The organism is Tessaracoccus lacteus (assembly GCF_029917005.1).
Lineage (GTDB): Bacteria > Actinomycetota > Actinomycetes > Propionibacteriales > Propionibacteriaceae > Arachnia > Arachnia lactea.
The window spans coordinates 2,905,273-2,922,349 of sequence record NZ_CP123967.1; the positions used below are offsets into that span (position 1 = coordinate 2,905,273).

At 69.3% G+C, this 17,077-nt stretch carries 20 protein-coding genes and 2 pseudogenes; 11 read left to right on the plus strand and 11 right to left on the minus strand.

Annotated elements, in window-relative coordinates; genetic code table 11:
* Positions 1-138 precede the first annotated feature (138 nt).
* Both QH948_RS13420 and QH948_RS13425 read left to right on the plus strand, forming a co-directional pair.
* Positions 139-615 carry a cupin domain-containing protein gene (locus QH948_RS13420; RefSeq protein ID WP_281144835.1) on the plus strand — a complete coding sequence of 159 codons (477 nt, stop codon included), beginning with the start codon at positions 139-141 and terminating at the stop codon, positions 613-615.
* A 118-nt stretch (positions 616-733) separates the two neighbouring features.
* Entirely contained in the window at positions 734-1,993 is a 1,260-nt protein-coding gene (locus tag QH948_RS13425) for an MFS transporter (protein WP_281144836.1), read from the plus strand.
* A 14-nt stretch (positions 1,994-2,007) separates the two neighbouring features.
* Here the strand turns inward: QH948_RS13425 and QH948_RS13430 are convergent, their stop codons facing one another.
* Positions 2,008-2,880 (minus strand): ArgP/LysG family DNA-binding transcriptional regulator, encoded by an 873-nt coding sequence (locus QH948_RS13430; protein ID WP_281144837.1) that lies wholly within the window; start codon positions 2,878-2,880, stop codon positions 2,008-2,010.
* 79 nt (positions 2,881-2,959) lie between these two features.
* Here QH948_RS13430 and QH948_RS13435 point away from each other — a divergent pair, with 79 nt between their 5' ends.
* From QH948_RS13435 to QH948_RS14260, 6 genes and pseudogenes are all read left to right on the plus strand, one after another.
* Positions 2,960-3,571: a LysE/ArgO family amino acid transporter gene (locus QH948_RS13435; RefSeq protein WP_281144838.1), complete on the plus strand. Its 612-nt coding sequence runs from the start codon at positions 2,960-2,962 to the stop codon at positions 3,569-3,571.
* Positions 3,572-3,666: 95 nt separating this feature from the next.
* On the plus strand, positions 3,667-4,125 hold the full coding sequence (locus QH948_RS13440; protein WP_281144839.1) for a MarR family winged helix-turn-helix transcriptional regulator: 459 nt from the start codon (positions 3,667-3,669) through the stop codon (positions 4,123-4,125).
* Complete coding sequence (locus tag QH948_RS13445) at positions 4,118-5,401, plus strand: MFS transporter (RefSeq protein WP_281144840.1); 1,284 nt, start codon at positions 4,118-4,120, stop codon at positions 5,399-5,401. Before QH948_RS13440 ends, QH948_RS13445 begins: the two co-directional genes overlap by 8 nt.
* Positions 5,402-5,416: 15 nt before the next feature.
* Positions 5,417-5,761, plus strand: coding sequence for a serine dehydratase beta chain (locus QH948_RS14250; protein ID WP_438874103.1), 345 nt, complete (start codon positions 5,417-5,419; stop codon positions 5,759-5,761).
* Positions 5,761-5,823: pseudogene (locus QH948_RS14255) on the plus strand (hypothetical protein); the annotation flags it as partial. The gene QH948_RS14250 and the pseudogene QH948_RS14255, both read left to right, overlap by 1 nt.
* A 321-nt stretch (positions 5,824-6,144) precedes the next feature.
* Positions 6,145-6,588: pseudogene (locus QH948_RS14260) on the plus strand (L-serine ammonia-lyase, iron-sulfur-dependent, subunit alpha); the annotation flags it as partial.
* Positions 6,589-6,597: 9 nt separating this feature from the next.
* Here the strand turns inward: QH948_RS14260 and QH948_RS13455 are convergent.
* Positions 6,598-6,765, minus strand: a complete 168-nt coding sequence (locus QH948_RS13455; protein WP_281144841.1) for a hypothetical protein — start codon at positions 6,763-6,765, stop codon at positions 6,598-6,600.
* Between the two features lie 104 nt (positions 6,766-6,869).
* On the opposite strand from QH948_RS13455, the gene QH948_RS13460 reads away from it, so the two are divergent.
* Both QH948_RS13460 and QH948_RS13465 read left to right on the plus strand, forming a co-directional pair.
* Positions 6,870-7,289, plus strand: coding sequence for a DUF8108 domain-containing protein (locus tag QH948_RS13460; protein WP_281144842.1), 420 nt, complete (start codon positions 6,870-6,872; stop codon positions 7,287-7,289).
* 25 nt (positions 7,290-7,314) lie between these two features.
* Positions 7,315-7,713, plus strand: a complete 399-nt coding sequence (locus QH948_RS13465; RefSeq protein WP_281144843.1) for an MmcQ/YjbR family DNA-binding protein — start codon at positions 7,315-7,317, stop codon at positions 7,711-7,713.
* A 115-nt stretch (positions 7,714-7,828) separates the two neighbouring features.
* Here QH948_RS13465 and QH948_RS13470 read toward each other — a convergent pair whose 3' ends face one another.
* From QH948_RS13470 to QH948_RS13510, 9 genes are all read right to left on the minus strand, one after another.
* Complete coding sequence (locus tag QH948_RS13470) at positions 7,829-9,319, minus strand: collagen-binding domain-containing protein (protein WP_281144844.1); 1,491 nt, start codon at positions 9,317-9,319, stop codon at positions 7,829-7,831.
* 451 nt (positions 9,320-9,770) lie between these two features.
* The gene (gene rplI / locus QH948_RS13475) at positions 9,771-10,217 is read right to left on the minus strand and encodes a 50S ribosomal protein L9 (RefSeq protein WP_219082570.1); all 447 of its coding nucleotides are present in this window, start codon (positions 10,215-10,217) and stop codon (positions 9,771-9,773) included.
* Between the two features lie 17 nt (positions 10,218-10,234).
* Positions 10,235-10,474, minus strand: coding sequence for a 30S ribosomal protein S18 (rpsR, locus tag QH948_RS13480; RefSeq protein ID WP_125172279.1), 240 nt, complete (start codon positions 10,472-10,474; stop codon positions 10,235-10,237).
* Between the two features lie 97 nt (positions 10,475-10,571).
* Positions 10,572-11,108, minus strand: a complete 537-nt coding sequence (locus tag QH948_RS13485) for a single-stranded DNA-binding protein (RefSeq protein ID WP_219082568.1) — start codon at positions 11,106-11,108, stop codon at positions 10,572-10,574.
* A gap of 94 nt (positions 11,109-11,202) precedes the next feature.
* Positions 11,203-11,496: a 30S ribosomal protein S6 gene (gene rpsF, locus QH948_RS13490; protein ID WP_281144845.1), complete on the minus strand. Its 294-nt coding sequence runs from the start codon at positions 11,494-11,496 to the stop codon at positions 11,203-11,205.
* A gap of 253 nt (positions 11,497-11,749) precedes the next feature.
* Complete coding sequence (locus QH948_RS13495) at positions 11,750-12,499, minus strand: SGNH/GDSL hydrolase family protein (protein ID WP_281144846.1); 750 nt, start codon at positions 12,497-12,499, stop codon at positions 11,750-11,752.
* Positions 12,496-12,876 carry a rhodanese-like domain-containing protein gene (locus tag QH948_RS13500; RefSeq protein WP_281144847.1) on the minus strand — a complete coding sequence of 127 codons (381 nt, stop codon included), beginning with the start codon at positions 12,874-12,876 and terminating at the stop codon, positions 12,496-12,498. Before QH948_RS13500 ends, QH948_RS13495 begins: the two co-directional genes overlap by 4 nt.
* A 44-nt stretch (positions 12,877-12,920) precedes the next feature.
* A complete protein-coding gene (locus QH948_RS13505; RefSeq protein WP_281144848.1) occupies positions 12,921-13,259 on the minus strand; it encodes a hypothetical protein in 339 nt (112 codons plus the stop codon).
* Between the two features lie 15 nt (positions 13,260-13,274).
* Entirely contained in the window at positions 13,275-15,056 is a 1,782-nt protein-coding gene (locus QH948_RS13510; RefSeq protein ID WP_281144849.1) for an AMP-dependent synthetase/ligase, read from the minus strand.
* Positions 15,057-15,267: 211 nt separating this feature from the next.
* Here QH948_RS13510 and QH948_RS13515 point away from each other — a divergent pair, with 211 nt between their 5' ends.
* Positions 15,268-16,956: an ABC-F family ATP-binding cassette domain-containing protein gene (locus QH948_RS13515; RefSeq protein WP_281144850.1), complete on the plus strand. Its 1,689-nt coding sequence runs from the start codon at positions 15,268-15,270 to the stop codon at positions 16,954-16,956.
* Positions 16,957-17,077: the final 121 nt, after the last annotated feature.

Sequence of the window (17,077 nt, forward strand, 5' to 3'; positions counted from 1 at the left end):
CCTTCTCCGCGAAGCGCGGGGACCTCTCCATCCTGCCCCGATCGAAGCCCCAGACCAGCAGTTCATCCGTCGGGGAAACCCCGCCTGTCCCACCCTGTGACTAGGCTCGTACCCAACCGATCACAAGGAGCATCCACGATGAAGATCATCGACAACGGGCCGAGGCCCAACGCGTTCGACATCGAGACCGCGACGGTCGAGAACACCAACTATCGAACGGTCGCCTGGACCGGCAAGTACCTCCAGGTCACCCTGATGTCCATCCCGGTCGGACACTCGATCGGTCTCGAGGCGCACCCGGAGACCGATCAGTTCCTCCGCATCGACAAGGGTCAGGGCCGCTGTGTCATGGGCCCCGACAAGGATGACCTGCGCTTCAAGCAGGACGTCGGCGACGGGTGGTCCATCCAGGTGCCCGCGGGCATGTGGCACGACGTCATCAACACCGGCCAGGAGCCGCTGCAGCTCTACACCGTCTACGCCCCGACGCACCACGCACTGGGCAAGGTGCATGCCACCGCCGCCGAGGCGGAGGCCGACGAGGAGGCAGGTGGCGACGAGCCGCCGACGTGGAGCCATCAACCGGCCCCCGACGTGGAGGACAAGTCGGCCTGAGAAGGTAGGACACCGCGACGGCGGTCGGACCCAGCGCGGTTCTGACCGCCGTCGCGCGTTCCGGGCCGCATGCCGGACGCGGAGGTGTCGACCCGCCGGATGCCAGAGACTGTGACGCGTGAAGAGGTCCCTGCACCCGGCCTGGGTGGTCGCGATGGTCGCCTGCCTCGTGCTGCTGGGGGCGGCCGGGTTCCGCGCCGTGCCGAGCGTGTTCATGGATCCGCTGCACATGGAGTTCGGCTGGTCGCACGGCACGATCGGGCTCGCGATGACGGTCAACATGACCCTGTTCGGGCTGTTCTCGCCGTTCGCGGCGTCGCTGATGGACCGGTTCGGCATGCGGCCCGTCGTGGTGTTTGCTCTGACGATGATCGCGGCGGGCTCGGCCTTCTCCGTGTCCATGACCCAGTCGTGGCAGCTGACCCTCTACTGGGGCGTCTTCGTCGGGCTGGGCACGGGCTCGATGTCGATGGCTTTCGTCGCGACGGTGACTGCGCGCTGGTTCGTCGCACGCCGCGGACTCGTGAGCGGCGTGCTGACCGCCGCCAGCGCGGCTGGGCAGCTCGTGTTCCTGCCGATCATCGCCCACCTGACGACGCAGGACGGTTGGCGGCGCGCGGCCCTGGTCGTCGCCATCGCCGCGGCGGCCGTGATCCCGATCGTGCTGGTCCTGCTGCGCGAGCACCCTGAGGACCTGGAGACCACGGCCCTCGGCGCCACGACGTCCGATCCCGGTGCTCCCCGGATCCGGTCCGGCGGTCCACGCGCCACCGTCGCGGCCCTCGGCCGGGCCGCCCGGCACCCGGCGTTCTGGTTGCTGGCGGGCAGCTTCGCCATCTGCGGCGCCACCACGAACGGGCTGATCGGCACGCACTTCATCCCCGCCGCCACCGACCACGGGATGCCGGTCACCACATCGGCGTCGCTGCTGGCGCTGGTCGGGGTCTTCGACGTGGTGGGCACCATCTGTTCGGGCTGGCTGACCGACCGGTTCAACCCCGCGCTGCTTCTCGTGGCCTACTACACCGGCCGCGGGTTGGCCCTCGGGTTCCTGCCCGGCCTGCTGTCCCCCGACACCACCCCGTCGACCTGGGTCTTCATCCTGTTCTACGGCCTCGATTGGGTCGCGACCGTCCCGCCGACCATCGCCCTGTGCCGCGCCTGGTTCGGGGGCGAGTCCCCCGTCGTCTACGGCTGGGTGTTCGCGGCGCACCAGCTGGGCGCGGGCGTCGCGGCCGCGGGCGCGGGCTGGATCCGCGACGCCTTCGCCACCTACGACCCGGCGTTCTACATCGCGGCCGGCCTGTGCGGCGGCGCCGCCCTGTTCTGCCTAACCGTCTCCCGTCGCGCCGTCCCGACAGCCCCGTCGCTCGCCTGACGCGAGGCACCGTCTCAGTGCACCAGCGACGTGCGCGCGGCGCGACGCAGGGCGGAGGCGACGGCGTCCAGGGTCGGCGTGCGCAGGGCCCACTGCTGCCAGTAGAGGGGGACGTCGACGTGATCCCGGGCGTCGCCCAGGACGACCGCGTCGGCCTCGGTCCAGCCGGGCACCTGCAGGTCGGGCACCATCCCCCACCCCAGCCCGAGCCGGACCGCCTCATTGAACCCGTCGCTCGCCGGCACGACATGGACCCGACGGGGAACGGCCCTGTACCGCTGCAGGACCTGGTGCTGGAGCGTGTCGTGCTCATCGAAGACCACCACGGGCGCACTCTCCAGCGCGGCCGCCGCCAGGCCGTCAGGAAACCAGCGCGCCGCGAAGGCCGGGGCCGCGCGCGGTCGGTAGGTCATGGTCCCCAACCGCTCGACGGTGCAGCCCTGCACCGCCGACGCCTCGCTCGTCACGGCTCCCACGACGTCGCCGGACCGCAGCAGGTCCGCGGTGATGTCCTGATCCTCCCGCACTAGCTGGATGCCCGCGACCTCGGAAACCTCGACCAACGCGGGCAGTGCCCAGGTGACGAGCGAGTCGGCATTGACGGCGATCCGCAGGACCGGGACCTCGTCTTCCCGGCCGAGCTCAGCGGCAACATCGCGGGTCAGGAGTTCCAGCTCACGAGCGAGCCGAAGCACCATCCCGCCCGCCTCGGTCGCCCTGACCGGTCGGGTCCGGTGCAGAAGAACCGTACCGACGCTGCGCTCCAGCGCCTTGAGCCGCTGACTCACGGCCGACGGTGTCAGGTGAAGGCGCTGCGCGGCCAGCTCGAGGCTGCCGGCGTCGACCGCCGCGGCGAACGCCCGCAGCTGAGCAAGGTCCCAGTCCATGCCACTCCTTAAGCAGTGCTTATGATAGCTTAATAACTATCGTTGGACTACACCGGCACCGAGGCCTAGCGTCGACCCCATGCCGCTCCTCACCACCGCCATTGCCGGATTCACCTTCGGGCTCGGGCTGATCGTCGCGATCGGCGCCCAGAACGCCTTCGTGCTGCGTCAGGGCCTGCGGCGCGAGCACGTCGGCGTGGTGGTTGCCGTCTGCGCCGTGAGCGACCTCGCCCTGATCGCCGCCGGGGCAGCGGGGCTGGGTGCGATCGTCGCGGCCCACCCTCGGGTCCTGGCCGCCGTTACCATCCTCGGCGCCGGCGTGCTGCTCTGGTACGGCGTATCCGCGGCCATCCGTGCGATCCGCGGCAGCGGCGGGCTGGAGCCCGGGGCCGACGCGTCGAAGGGGCTCCGGGAGACGCTGCTCACCGCCGTTGCGCTGACCTGGCTGAATCCCCACGTCTATCTCGACACCGTCGTCCTGCTGGGCTCGGTGAGCGCCAGCTACGCGACGCCATGGGCGTTCGCGGTCGGCGCGGGAGCGGCCAGCATCGTCTGGTTCAGCGGGCTGGGATTCGGAGCCCGCGGGCTCGCACCGCTATTCGCCCGCCCGGCCACGTGGCGGGTCTTCGACGCGGTCATCGCGACGGCCATGGTGTCCATCGCCGTGTCACTCCTGGCCGGCCTTGCCTGAGGTTCATCTCACCAGACGGATCAACACGTCGTTGCAGTTTTGATTAGCCTAGCTAATGAGCTAGCCTAATTAGCTGTACGAAAGGTTCCCGACTCGTGACTGTTCCCGCCACCACTCCCGAGGCGACGCTCGCAGAGCAGGAGATGTTCGCGCTCGCCAACGACCTGCGTCTGGCTTGCCAGCGGATCGCGCGCCGCGTCCGCTTCGAATCGACCAGCGAGGTCGCACCCCACCAGTTCTCGGTCCTCACATTCCTGCAGAAAGCCGGACCGCAGACCCCGACGCAGCTCGCGGCGCACGACCGGGTGAGCGCCCCGTCGATGACGAGGACGATCAACTGCATGGTCGACGAGGGACTCGTCGAGCGGGTCCCGCACCCCGACGACCGTCGGCAGATCCTTGTCACCCCCACCGAGCGCGGGAACCAGATCATCGTGGAGACCATCGCCAGCCGCGACACGTGGATGCTGGCGCACCTCGACGGGCTCGGCGACGAGCAACTCGGGTTGCTGCGCAAGGCAACCGACATCCTGCTGGAGGTGTCGAATGCCTAAGTCACGCACCTTCGCCTCCTTCGCGGTCCACAACTACCGCCTGTTCTTCGCCGGGGCCCTCGTCAGCAATCTGGGCACCTGGATCCAGCGGGTCGGTCAGGACTGGCTGGTGCTCACTGAGCTGACCGACAACTCCAGCACCGCTCTAGGCATCGTCACGGCACTGCAGTTCCTCGCCATCCCGTTCCTCGCCCCCTACGCCGGCGCGCTCGTCGACCGACTGCCGAAGCGCAAGGTGCTGCTCGTCACACAGGTCGGACTCGGGCTGTGCGCGTTCGCCCTCTGGGGGCTCATCGCGCTCGGCGTCGTTCAGCTGTGGCACGTCTACGTCATCGCCTTCATCACCGGCGTCATCACCGCCTTCGACAACCCCGCCCGCCAGGCCTTCGTCTCAGAGATCGTGCCGCAGGGCATGATCGCCAACGCCGTCGGCCTGAACTCGACCAACTTCAACGGCGCTCGCCTCATCGGCCCTGGCGTCGCCGGGTTCCTCGTCGCCGGCGTGGGAGTCGGCCCGACGATGCTGATCAACGCCCTGAGCTTCATCGCGATGATCGCGGCCATCGTCATGATGGACGGCACCCAGCTGCATCCGGCCCCCCGTGCAAAGGCTGCAGGAGGCGCACGCGACGGCCTGAGATACCTCGCCGGCCGCCCGGATCTCATCGTCATGCTCGTGATCGTGTTCATGCTCGGCACGTTCGGCATGAACTTCCAGATCTTCAACGCGACGATGGCCACCGAGGTGTTCGGGAAGGGCGCGGGCGAGTACGGCATGCTCGGCACGATCATGGCGATCGGCACGCTGGGCGGAGCCCTGCTGGCCGCGCGCCGCGCCAGGCCGACGCTGCGCGTCGTCCTCGCCGCCCTGGCCGGCTTCGCAGCGAGCACACTCGCCCTGACCTTCGCGCCGAACTACACCGTCTACGCCCTGCTGCTCATCCCCTCTGGCTTCTTCGCGCTGACGGTGATGACGGGCGCGAACGCAGCTGTGCAGATGGGCGCGTCGCCGGAGTATCGCGGCCGCGTGATGGCGATCTACACCGCGATCTTCATCGGCGGCACCCCGCTCGGGGCCCCCGCGATCGGGTGGCTCGGCGAGGTCTTCGGCCCCCGCGCGTCCGTGCTGGTGGGAGCGGTCGCCGCGGCCATCACGGTCGTCGCGGTGTTCGTGTACTTCAGCCTGCGCAAGGGCATGCGTGTCCATCTCGACCGCCACCCGCTGCGGCTGACCACCAGCTATCTGCCCCGGAGCGCAACGACCAAGGCTGCCTGACCTAGGCTCGGCCGCATGGCCATCAGCGCGCTCGACCTCTTCAAGATCGGCGTCGGGCCGTCGTCGTCGCACACGATGGGACCGATGCTGGCCGGCGCGCTCGTCGCCGAGTGCCCGCCGGAGTCCGGCTGTCTCGAGCACGTCGACGGGGTCCGGATCGAGCTGTTCGGGTCCCTGGCCGCGACCGGCATCGGGCACGCGACGGATCGCGCGGTCGTCGCCGGGCTGATGGGCATGCGGCCCAACACCGTCGATCCCGACGCCATGGCGGACCGTGTCGCAGCCGTGGCGCGGGACGCTGCTCTTCCCCTCTGCGGCATCTGCCCCTGGGGTTCTCCTGGGGCCGCGACCTCCAACTGATCCGCGAGGCGCTCCCCCACCATCCCAACGCGCTGCGCATCGTGGCCCTCGACGGTGCTGGACGCGTCGTCGACGAGGAGGTGTACTACTCCGTCGGCGGGGGCTTCGTCGTCGACGCGGATCACGCGGAGTCGGGCGCCACCGGCGTCACCGAGGTCCGCGTCGAACTCCCGTTCGACAGCGGGGAGGAACTGCTGAAAATCTGCGACCTCGAGGGCCTCAGCATCGCCGAGGTCATGGGCCGCAACGAGCGCGCCTGGCGCCCCGACGGGCGCACCCGCGACGGCCTGCTGGCCGTGTGGGAGGCCATGCGATCCTGCGTCGCGCGCGGCATCCGCTCCGACGGGGTGCTGCACTACTTCATGGTCTTCCAGCCCGGGGCGGGCGACGACGACGTGGTCGATTTCCTGCTCACCGCCGCGGCGGTCGGGTCGCTGCTGAAGCGCAACGCGTCGATCTCCGGCGCAGAGGTCGGCTGCCAGGGCGAGGTCGGCTCCGCCTGCGCGATGGCGGCCGCCGGCCTGACGCAGGTGCTGGGCGGCACGCCCGGACAGGTCGAGAACGCGGCCGAGATCGGTCTGGAGCACAATCTGGGCCTGACCTGCGACCCCGTCACCGGCCTCGTCCAGGTGCCGTGCATCGAGCGCAACGCGATGGCCGCGGTCAAGGCCATCAACGCGGCCCAGCTCGCCCTCGGCGGCGACGGCCGTCACCACATCACGCTGGACCAGGCGATCAGGACGATGCGCGACACCGGGCGCGACATGCTGAGCAAGTACAAGGAGACGTCAGAGGGTGGACTGGCCGTCGCCTTCATCGAGTGCTGAACCGGCTGGCTATCGCCGCGTCTCCAACTCGGTACCCTCGGTCCGCTCGTTGAGCTCGATCCACGACGAGTCGCACCCCGGGCAGCGATACACGGGGGCTCCCTCGACGCGCTCGTCGGTCTCGACCGTGCCGCAGGCGTCCTGGCACGGCCAGTTCGTGAGGAACCGGGCGCTCACCGCGGCCTCCCTCCTACTGACAACAGGCCCCTCCAGCCTAGGTCATCGCGACGGCGTGGCTCCCGCCCGGTGGCGCCCGCACGTCCCCGGCTACCCTGGATGGCATGAGCGCGACCCCCGAGCCCAGCACCGGAACACCCCGCGACGGCAGCGACCTCACGCTCGCGAAGATCCTCGCCGACGTGGACGCCGAGTCGCGCGCACGGAACCCACTGCCGCCCGCCGCTCCCTCCGTCGCCCCGTCGGCCAGCTACACGCCGCCGGTCACGGCCGGCTACCGACCTCCGGCGACGACGTACGATCCCGCACCGCAGTACCCGTACGGCCAGCCGGCTCAGGTCGCCTACTACCAGCACTACGCCTACGGTCAGCCGAACGCGATCGTCGGCGGGGTCCCGGTGTACCTGCAGCGAAAGCGCAACAATCCCTGGGCACACGCGCTGCTCTTTCTGTTCACCGGCGGCATCGGGAACCTCGCCTACGCCGGCTACGTCTGGCACTGGAACACCACCCGCGGGCTCTGACATGGCCAAGCGTGAGAATGGCCCCATGCCTCACGCCTTCGACCCGCTCCACCCGACGCTCGTACGGGTCCGTCAGCTCGCCCTTGGGCTGCCCGGAGCAACCGAGAAGCTCGTCGTCGGTCACCCGGCGTTCTACACCCGCAAGGTCTTCGCCTACTTCGGCATGAGCTACAAGACCGGCGACACGTGGACCCACAACCCCGTGTCCGTCAGCGTGCTGCTGCCCGACGACGAGCGCCTGGCCCTCCTGGAGGAGGCACGGTGCTTCGTGCCCGGATACATCGGCCCTGCCGGGTTCGTCGGGGTGCTGCTCGACGACGCGACAGACTGGGAGGAGATCGCCGAGCTGCTCGAGGAGTCGTTCCGGCTCACCGCCGGGACGAGGCTGGTGGCGGCTCTGGATGGTCGGCACCGATCCTGCTGAGCGTCGGCAGAGACGGAAGGCGCCCGATGCCAGGGCATCGGGCGCCACTCCTTCCTAGGTCAGGGGGTCGCCGAGGGGTCAGCCGGGTGGGGCGCTGACGCGCCCCACAACGTCGTCAGCGGGCGTGGCGCCGCCGGATCACGAGCGCCCCTGCGATGGCGGCCAGAGCGGCAATCGCGCCGAACACGGGGATCGCGGTCCCCGCGCCCGCCGACGGGAGGCCGGGCGACGGCCGTGAGCTGGGCGTGCCCTCCGCTCGCCCGGCATCCGCGCCGTCAGAGGGCTCCTGAGTGGGCACCCCTGCGGACGACGACCCCGTGGACGTGGCGGTCGCCTTAGCGGTGCTCTGAGTGGGCACCCCTGCGGACGACGACCCCGTGGACGTGGCGGTCGCCTTAGCGGTGCTCTGAGTGGGCACCCCTGCGGACGACGACCCCGTGGACGTGGCGGTCGCCTCTGCGGTGCTCTTGGTGGGCGTCGCCGTAGCGGTGCTCTTGGTGGGCGTCGCCGTAGCGGTGCTCTTGGGGGCGCAGCCGGAGAAGCGCCCCTTGAAGAGGTTGGTATGGATCTCCTTGCCGTGCTGGAGAGCGGTCAGGTTCTTCGCGATGAGCTGTCCCTCGAACTCCTTGCCGTCAGCCGGGAAGGTGATGCTCGCTTGGGGTGCGTAGATCGCCCCGCGGACCGGCGCGTCCGCGGTGGTGATCTCCACGTCCCCGGTGATGTCGCTCAGGTCGAAGAGGATGTGGCTGATCCCTTCCTTATGCTCAGGATCCTTGCCCGCGTGCGAGTAGGACGGCAGCACGAGGCGGCCGTCCACGACGTCCGACGGGGCAACGGTGATCACGAGGAACGAGTCCTGCGAGTAACCCTCGAGCTTGAACTTCGAGATGCCCGCGAACGCCGACAGCGGTAGGCGGCTCGGGTCCTCGGTGTTCAGCGTGATCGTCTGGTCGTTCCCGGCGGGAGCGGCCACCGCGTGCCACCCTTCCGTGGTACCGAGGAGGGTGCGGCCCTGGTCGGCCGGGAACTGGTCAAGGACGGCGCCGTCGACGCTCCAGCCGGCGCCGGGATCGGCGGCGTTCCATGCCTGGACCTGGGACTCGAGCTGCGGGCTCATGTTGCCTCCGCCGGAGGGGAAGAACGTGGTCCCGGACCCGCCGAACATCGGCCCGAAGGTGTACCCGTCGGGGACCCTCTGATCCGCGATGCGGACCCCTGCCTCGGCGTTCGCCCCGGTGGCACCCTGGCTCTTGACCTGGACGACCTTGCCGTCGGAAGCGAACCGCTGGATCAGGACCCGGTTGGGCGTCCCCTCGATCGTGGGAACGTCGTAGTCGGCGTTGCCGGCGCCGGTGTTGTGCATGATGGGGTACTGCAAGGGCGGGTATCCGCGCTCGTCGCCAAACGTAGCTGTCCCGCCGACCGCCAGGGTCCCTTCCAACTCGCTGTTGGCGAGGATTGCGTCGCCCGTGACGAAGAGGGTGTAGCCGTTCTCCGAGTCGGTCGGCGTCGCCGCCCCCATCGGGTTGCAGGAGCCCGTCTCACCTTCGTCGGCGGCGGTGGCGGGGGTCAGCAGGACCGCCGACGACACCCCAATGACGGCCACCGCCAGGGTGGCCGCCGCGAGCCGGCGCCCGATCCCTCGGTTCGATTGCTGCTGCTGTCCTGGTACTCGTTGATTCACGCTCATCACTTCGCTCGTGGACTACATCACACGACGGGCAGTCCCCCGCCGCCGACTGGACAGGGTAGTGAGCAGCTGAGATGAGTGGAAAACCGCTGCGCTTGCGTTGCGCAGGGTGACGCATCGGGTGAGCGCGGGGGTGACCCGAGCCCCTACCCTCCGACCCCTCCCCGTCGCGCGATGAGCACGACACACTTGTCGTCGATGAAAAACCTCGATGCGAGCGCTCGCAGGCCCAACGAGCAGGAGGATGTGCTCATCGCCGCAGCGGTCGACGAGGTGCCCAGTCCAGCCCCACCCGGAGCGGTCCGCGGGCATCAGAAAGGGCCCCGTCGCCGAAGCGTCGGGGCCCTCTCGTCAGCTGTGATCTAGATCACTTGGCGACGACCTCGAAGGGAACCTTCGCGGTCACGGCGCCGTGCAGCTTGACCGACGCGAAGTGCGCGCCGGCGGTCTTGACAGGCTTCGCGAAAGACACGGAGCGCTTGTCGATGGTGGGGCCTCCGGCCTTCTTCACCGCGACGGCGAAGTCGTTGGAGGTGATGGCGCCAAACAGGGAACCGGTGTCAGATACGCGGGCGCCGACCTGGACGGTCAGACCCTCGAGCTGCTGGCGGATCTCCTGGGCGTGCTCGACGCCCCGGACCTCGCGAGCGTCACGAGCGCGCTTGATGCCCTCGATCTGCTTCTCGTTGCCGCGGGTCCAGGCGATGGCCTTGCCCTGGGGCAGGAGGTAGTTGCGGCCGTAGCCGTCCTTGACCTCGACGATGTCGCCGGCGATGCCGAGCTTGTCAACGGTGCTGGTCAGAATGAGCTTCATAGTTCGTCCCTCTCCGATCAGCGAGCGGTCGACGCGTACGGCAGCAGGGCAACCTCGCGCGCGTTCTTGACGGCGATGGCGACCTTGCGCTGGTCCTGGACCGAAAGGCCAGTGACGCGGCGGGCGCGGATCTTGCCACGCTCAGAAATGAACTTCTTGAGCGTGTTGATGTCCTTGTAGTCGATGTTGGCGACGCGGGTCGTCTTCACCGGCATGATCTTCTTCTTGTTCACAGACTTGCGCTGTGGACCGGCCATTGTGGTGCTCTCCTTCATGGATGGGCCGTTGGGCCCTGAAAGCCCGTCTTGCGACGGAATGTGCCAGCTAGCCCCGGAGGGCTAGATAAGCGATGGATCAGAACGGGGGCTCTTCGGGCTGCGACGACTGGGCCCACGGATCGTTTCCGCCGCGGTTGCCGCCGGCATTGCTGCCGGAGCTGGCCCAGGGGTCGTTGCTGGTGTTCTGCTGCTGAGGAGCCTGACCGCCCTGGTTGCCCTGCCAGTTGCCGCCACCGCCGCCGCCACCGCTCGAGGAGCGGGTGACCTTGGCCGTCGCGTACCGCAGAGCGGGACCGACCTCGTCGACATCCACCTCAAAAACCGTGCGCTTCTCGCCCTCGCGGGTCTCGTAGCTGCGCGACTTCAGACGCCCGGAGACGATGACGCGCATTCCCTTGGTGAGGGACTCGGCCACGTTCTCGGCGTACTGACGCCACACCGAACAGTTGAGGAACATGGAGTCGCCGTCCCGCCACTCGTTCGCCTGACGGTCGAACTGGCGCGGGGTGGACGCGACGGTGAAGCTCGCGACAGCAGCGCCACTGGGCGTGAAGCGGAGTTCAGGGTCGGACGTCAGGTTGCCGACCAGAGTGATCTGGGTATCGCCTGCCATGTTGGATGCCTTCCGATGGATTCGGACGTTGGGTTCGTGTGCCCATCATGGCCTGTCCGGGGGACAGAACGGGACGGGAGTCAGAACCTGTTGATTACTTCTTGACGTCCACTCGCTGCACCTTGGTGCGCACGATCTTCTCGTCGATCGTCATGAGACGATCCAGCTCCGAGACGACCGCGGGCTCCGCGGTGAGGGTGACGACGGCGTAGACGGCCTCGGACTTCTTGTTGATGTCGTAGGCGAGTCGACGGCGACCCCAGTGGTCGACCTCGTCGACCGTGCCACCACCGTTGGTGATGACCTCAAGGTGCTTGTCGATCAGTGCGGGCACCTGGCGATCGTCAACGTCGGAATCGACGAGGACCATGACTTCGTACTTACGCATGCTGCAGCCCCACCTCCTTCGGACTAACGGCCGCGGGTCGATCCCGCGGCAGGAGGGCATGGCGGACCCGGAGGTCAGCCAGTGGTCAACTCTACCCGTCGGCTCCGACCCGCGCGAAATCGGTCGGCGCGGCGATGAGCACGACACACTTGTCGTCGCACGAGAACAGCGATGTGAGCGTTCGCCACGTCGACGAGCAGGAGGATGTGCTCATCGCCGACTGCGTGACTGCCCCCGACGACGACCGCCCGAGTCACTCGGCAGGGGGCGTCAGTTCCGCGACCCTCCCGCTGGCGACGAGCTCCGCCCAGAACAGATCCGCCCAGGCCAGGTAGCCCTTGTCGTTAGGGTGGAACCAGTCGCCGGCCGTGTGGCGGTGGAACCGCAGGTAGCCCGTCTGCTTGGTCGCCTCGAAGAGCGGCACGAGATGGTGCCCGTGCAGTTTCACCAGCTTCGCCGCGACGTCGCTCATCTTCTTCGCCCGCACCCCGAGGTTCGGCAGGGTGAACCACGGCACGTCGCCGACGAAGCTGCCCGCGGGCAGCTCCCCCAGGATGGTGTCCAGGCTCGCGGCGAACGACTCGACGGTGTTGCTGCCGCTGAACACGACGTCATTGCCGCCGATGTCCAGCGTCACAAGGTCGGGCGTGAAGCGCAGGTCACGCAGGACCGGGAGCTGGTCGCGGACGACGTCTCCGCTGACCGTGCCCGACACCGACAGGTTGGTCACCACCACCGGTCGCCTGGTTGCCTCACGCAGCCGCTCCGCGATGATCGACACGTAGCTGGCCTCGACGCTGCTCGCGCCCACGCCCTGAGCCGCGGAGTCGCCGAGGGCGACGTAATGGATGACGCCGTCGGTGTGGTGGTGCCCCCTGCCCCAGTGCTGCGCATAGTCGTCGACGTGGCGGGCGATGGTCCGGGCACCCCTGAGGTAGCGCACCGCGATGGTGCCGAGCGCCGCAACACCGGCCCCGATCGCCAGCTTGTGCGAGGTCTTCATCGACGCCCCCGGTACTTGCCCGGCAGCACCGGGTTGCCGTCCTTGGCCCAGGCCCTCAGCCCGCCGGCGACCGACTCGGCCAGCACACCCTGCTCACGCAGCTGCCTGGCGACGATCGTGCTGCGCAGCCCGTTGTCGCACATCACGACGATCGCCGCGTCACGTTCGGCCAGCGGGTCGTCGCCGTGGATCGCGTCGAGAGGGTCGGTCGCCAGCGCCTTCGGGTCGACGGGGCGGGCGCCGGGCGCGTGCCCGGCCTCGTACTCGTTCGGCGTCCGCACGTCGATCAGCACCGCGCCCTTGCTGAGCGCCATCAGGGTCTCGTCGATGCTGAGCCCCGACGACGACCCCTTCCCCAGAAAATCCAGCAGTCCCATGCCCTCAATCTTCTCTCTGCGGACCAGCCCCTCGGCCCGATTCCCTACAGGATGCCCTGAAACAGCAGCCCGACGATGCCGATGACCAGCGACAGACCGATCCCGAGCAGCGCATACCCGGCCCACCGCCTGCGCGACCAGAACACCGTCAGCCCGAACACGACGACGGTGGCGACGGCCAGCGCCACCGCCAGCACGCTCAGCCACGGCGACGGGCTCGCCACCTCGAAGTCCAGGCCCGAGCTGTCGTACGCGGGCACCAGCAGCCACGTCAGCGCCGCCAGCGCCCCGGGCGCCGACAGGACGAGCCCCAGCAGACCCATGCACGCCGCCCCGAGGCGCGTGCTCCAGAACGGCCTCCTCTTCTGGCGCTTCTGCGTCACGCGCGACCCGCCGGCTCAGCGCTTGCGCTGCTCATAGCGCGCGTACATCTCGTCGACGATCTCCTTGAACCGCTTCTCCACCTCGCGGCGCCGGACCTTCAGCGTGGGGGTCAGCAGGCCGTTGTCCATCGTGAACTCGTCGTGCAGAACCTTGGTGTCCTTCGGCTGATCCTGCGTCGGCAGCTTCGCGGTGAGTTCAGCGACGCGCCTCTTCATCTCCTCGAGCAGCTCATTGGACGACATCCAGTCCACCGATGTGCCGGGCCAGTGCAGCTTCGCGGCAAGGGCCTCCACGTGTGGGAGCGACGGCTTGACCAGCAGCGTGACGTACGGGCGGTTGTCGCCGAGGATGACGGCGTGCTCGAACAGCGGGTCGGCGAGGATCAGGCCCTCGATGGGCTGCGGCGCGACGTTCTTGCCGCCGAGCGTGACGATGATGTCCTTGAGGCGGTCGGTGATGGTGAGGAAGCCCTCGGTGTCGACGTAGCCGACGTCGCCGGTACGCAGCCAGCCCTCCTCGTCGATGGTGTCCTTCGTGGCCTCCGGGTTGTTCCAATAGCCCTGCATCACGTTGGGGCCGCGGTAGAGGATCTCGCCGAGGTCGCCGATGCGCAGTTCGCCGCCGGGCAGCACCTTTCCGACGGTGCCCTCCTTGAAGTCGGCGGGCGCGTTGAACGTGACGAGCGGAGACGCCTCGGTCAGGCCGTAGCCCTGCAGGATCGGCAGGCCGATGGAGGCGAAGAACTCCTCGATCTCGATCCGCAGCGGCGCACCGCCGCAGGCGAGCACGGTCTTGGGGCCGCCGAGCGCGTCGCGGACCGACCCCAGGACCAGCTTGTCGGCGAGCTTCAGCTGAGCCCGCAGCCACGCGTTCGGCCGACGGCCGGCGCGGTATGCGTATTGGTTGTGGCGACCGATCCGCAGGGCCCACGCGAAGATCTCACGCTTGACCGGCGACCCGGAGGCCTTGCCGTGCGCCGTCGTGTAGACCGTCTCGTAGAGCTTCGGGACGCTGACGAGCATCGTCGGCTTGGCGAGCACCATCTGCTCGGCGACGGTGCGCGCGTTCTCGACGTAGGTGTTCATGCAGCCGTGCATCAGAACAACCGTCGTCCAGGCGCGCTCCAGCGCGTGCGACAGGGGGAGGAAGCACAGCGAGTGGTCCTCGGGCCGGATGTCGAAGAACTTGTCGAGGACCTCGGACTGAGCGACCAGCGCCTTGTGCTGCAGCATCACGCCCTTGGGGTCGCCCGTGGTGCCGGAGGTGTAGATGATCGATGCGAGGTCGTCGCCGGTCGCGTCGGCGAGGCGGGCGTCGACCGCGTCGGTGGCCGGATTGGCGATGAAGTCCTCGTACGCCTCGAGCCGCTCGGGCATGCCGGGGTACGGCTTGACGATGACGATGCGCTCCAGCGCGGGTAGCTCGTCGGCGACGGCGAGGACGCGCTCGGCCTCGCTCTGCACGCCGACGAACATGACGCTGAGCCCGGAGTCCTGCGCGATGTAGCGGATCTGCTCGGGGGTGCTGGTGGCGTAGATGGGCACGGGAACCGCCCGGACGGTGCCGGCCCCGAAGTCGATCTCGGACCACTCCGGTCGGTTCCCGAGGAAGATGCCGACGCGGCCACCTGTCTCGACGCCGGCATCGAGCAGGCCCTGTGCGACCCGCCGGAGCCGTTCGCCGAACTCGGCATAGGTCCGTGTGACCCACCCCTCGCCTTCGCGGATGCGGGTCGCTGTGCGGTTCCGGTTCGCGGCGATGGCCTCACGCATGCGCACTGCAACGTGATCGGACATGTGGCTACCTCCCAGGTAGATGACCTGTTCAGGGTACTTGTCGGTCCTGTGCGCCGTCTGTGATCCGCAGCTTTCTGTGCGGCGGGGGCAGGGGTAACATGGGCCGGACCCGAACGAGGAGCAGGAATGACTGATTGAGCCTGGCACGCCGCAGGTGGCGTGCCGTCGATTCCGACCGCTGCATACCCCCGCGATCCCACAGGACTCAGTCATGGCGCATTCCCCCGTTCCCGCCGTCGTCGTCGACGGCCTCACCTATTCCCTCTCCGACGGTTCCGTCATCCTCGATGACATCTCCGCGCGCTTCCCTCCCGGACACACGGGCCTGATCGGCCCCAACGGCTCAGGCAAGTCGACGCTCCTTGCGCTGATCGCCGGGCGGCTCACGCCCACCGCGGGCACGATCCGCGCGTCGGGGCGCGTACATCTGGTGCCCCAGCGGCTGCCGTCCGACGGCCGGGTCGCCGATCTGCTCGGCATCTCCGAGGTCCTGGCCGCGCTGCGCGCCGTCGAGGCAGGGTCGGTCGACCAGGCGCATTTCGACGCCGTCGGCGACGACTGGGATGTCGAGGCCCGCGCACTGGCAGAGCTCGACGCGCTCGGCTTCGCGGGCGCCTCCCCGCTGCTCGAGCGGGCCGTCGCGACGCTGTCCGGGGGCGAGGCGACGCGCGTCGCGCTGGCCGGCGCACGACTGGCGAGGGCCGAGGTCACACTGCTCGACGAGCCGACCAACAACCTCGACACCGCCACCCGGCACTGGCTCTACGACGCGCTCGACGGCTGGCAGGGAGCGCTGATCGTCGTCAGCCACGACCGTGACCTGCTCGACCGGGTCGACGCGCTGGTGGACCTCGACCGGCGCGGCGTGGTGGCGTTCGGCGGCAACTTCCACGACTACGCCGAGTTCCGCGCCGCGCGCCAGGAGACGGCCGAGCGGCGGCTGAAGGAGGCCGACGCGGGCCTGGCGCGGGCGAAGCGGCAGGCGCAGGTCGAGTTGCAGCGCGAGGCGCAGCGCAACCGCGCGGGTCGCCGGGAGCGGGCCGCTGACAACGTGAACAAGATGGAGGCCCACTACTTCCAGAACCGCTCGGAGCGCGGGTCGGCGGCGAAGGCCGTCGCGCACCAGAAGGCCGTCGCACAGGCAGCCGAGGCGCGCTCGGAGGCCGACGACGCGGCCCGCACGCACGACGTGATCCGCGTCGAGCTGCCCGACACCACCGTCGCGTCGGGCAAGGAGGTGCTCAAGCTCGCCGTCGGGGACGCCACGCTGGACGTCGTCGGGCCGGAGCGCATCCGGCTCGAGGGCGCCAACGGCTCGGGCAAGTCCACGCTGCTTGGCACGATGCTGTCGGGCAAGGCGCCGGCGTGGGCCGCCGTCCCTCCGGCCGGTGAACCCGCGGCATCGACCGCGGGACTCATGGCTGGGGTGACGGTTTCGCGGACGCCGACCGTCCCCGTCGGGGTGCTGGCGCAGCGGCTGGATGAGCTCGACGCGTTCAGCAGTGCCATCGACGCGGTCCGTGACGCCGCCCCGTCGCGGACGCCGCACGACGCCCGAGCCCTGCTGGCTCGGTTCCTGATCCGCGGCGACCGCGCCGACCAGCCCCCGGCGACCATGTCCGGCGGCGAACGGTTCCGCGTCGGTCTGGCCCGCGTGCTGTTCCGCGACCCCGCCCCACAGCTGCTGGTGCTCGACGAGCCGACGAACAACCTCGACCTGGACAGCGTCGAGCAGCTCGTCGCCGCGTTGGAGGACTACCGGGGCGCGCTCATCGTCGTGACGCACGACGAGCACCTGGTCCGTGAGCTGCGGGTCTCCCGGACGTGGTCCGCGTCGCGCGACGGAAGGGGCGTGATGCGGGTCGCTGACCGGTTCCCTGAGCCTGTCGAAGGGCCCTGAGCCTGTCGAAGGGCCTGGCCCCTGCGGTTCCCTGAGCCTGTCGAAGGGCCTGGCCCCTGCGGTTCCCTGAGCCTGTCGAAGGGCCTCGCCCCTGCGGTTCCCTGAGCCTGTCGAAGGGCCT

What these genes read in the sequence shown, in the direction of transcription:
- QH948_RS13435 (WP_281144838.1), top strand. Translation starts at nt 2,960, where the DNA reads ATGCCGCTCCTCACCACCGCCATTGCCGGATTCACCTTCGGGCTCGGG.
- QH948_RS14250 (WP_438874103.1), top strand. Translation starts at nt 5,417, where the DNA reads ATGGCCATCAGCGCGCTCGACCTCTTCAAGATCGGCGTCGGGCCGTCG.
- QH948_RS13445 (WP_281144840.1), top strand. Translation starts at nt 4,118, where the DNA reads ATGCCTAAGTCACGCACCTTCGCCTCCTTCGCGGTCCACAACTACCGC.
- QH948_RS13485 (WP_219082568.1), bottom strand. Translation starts at nt 11,108, where the DNA reads ATGGCAGGCGATACCCAGATCACTCTGGTCGGCAACCTGACGTCCGAC.
- QH948_RS13510 (WP_281144849.1), bottom strand. Translation starts at nt 15,056, where the DNA reads ATGTCCGATCACGTTGCAGTGCGCATGCGTGAGGCCATCGCCGCGAAC.
- rplI (WP_219082570.1), bottom strand. Translation starts at nt 10,217, where the DNA reads ATGAAGCTCATTCTGACCAGCACCGTTGACAAGCTCGGCATCGCCGGC.
- QH948_RS13460 (WP_281144842.1), top strand. Translation starts at nt 6,870, where the DNA reads ATGAGCGCGACCCCCGAGCCCAGCACCGGAACACCCCGCGACGGCAGC.
- QH948_RS13430 (WP_281144837.1), bottom strand. Translation starts at nt 2,880, where the DNA reads ATGGACTGGGACCTTGCTCAGCTGCGGGCGTTCGCCGCGGCGGTCGAC.
- QH948_RS13495 (WP_281144846.1), bottom strand. Translation starts at nt 12,499, where the DNA reads ATGAAGACCTCGCACAAGCTGGCGATCGGGGCCGGTGTTGCGGCGCTC.
- rpsR (WP_125172279.1), bottom strand. Translation starts at nt 10,474, where the DNA reads ATGGCCGGTCCACAGCGCAAGTCTGTGAACAAGAAGAAGATCATGCCG.
- QH948_RS13465 (WP_281144843.1), top strand. Translation starts at nt 7,315, where the DNA reads ATGCCTCACGCCTTCGACCCGCTCCACCCGACGCTCGTACGGGTCCGT.
- QH948_RS13515 (WP_281144850.1), top strand. Translation starts at nt 15,268, where the DNA reads ATGGCGCATTCCCCCGTTCCCGCCGTCGTCGTCGACGGCCTCACCTAT.
- QH948_RS13420 (WP_281144835.1), top strand. Translation starts at nt 139, where the DNA reads ATGAAGATCATCGACAACGGGCCGAGGCCCAACGCGTTCGACATCGAG.
- QH948_RS13500 (WP_281144847.1), bottom strand. Translation starts at nt 12,876, where the DNA reads ATGGGACTGCTGGATTTTCTGGGGAAGGGGTCGTCGTCGGGGCTCAGC.
- rpsF (WP_281144845.1), bottom strand. Translation starts at nt 11,496, where the DNA reads ATGCGTAAGTACGAAGTCATGGTCCTCGTCGATTCCGACGTTGACGAT.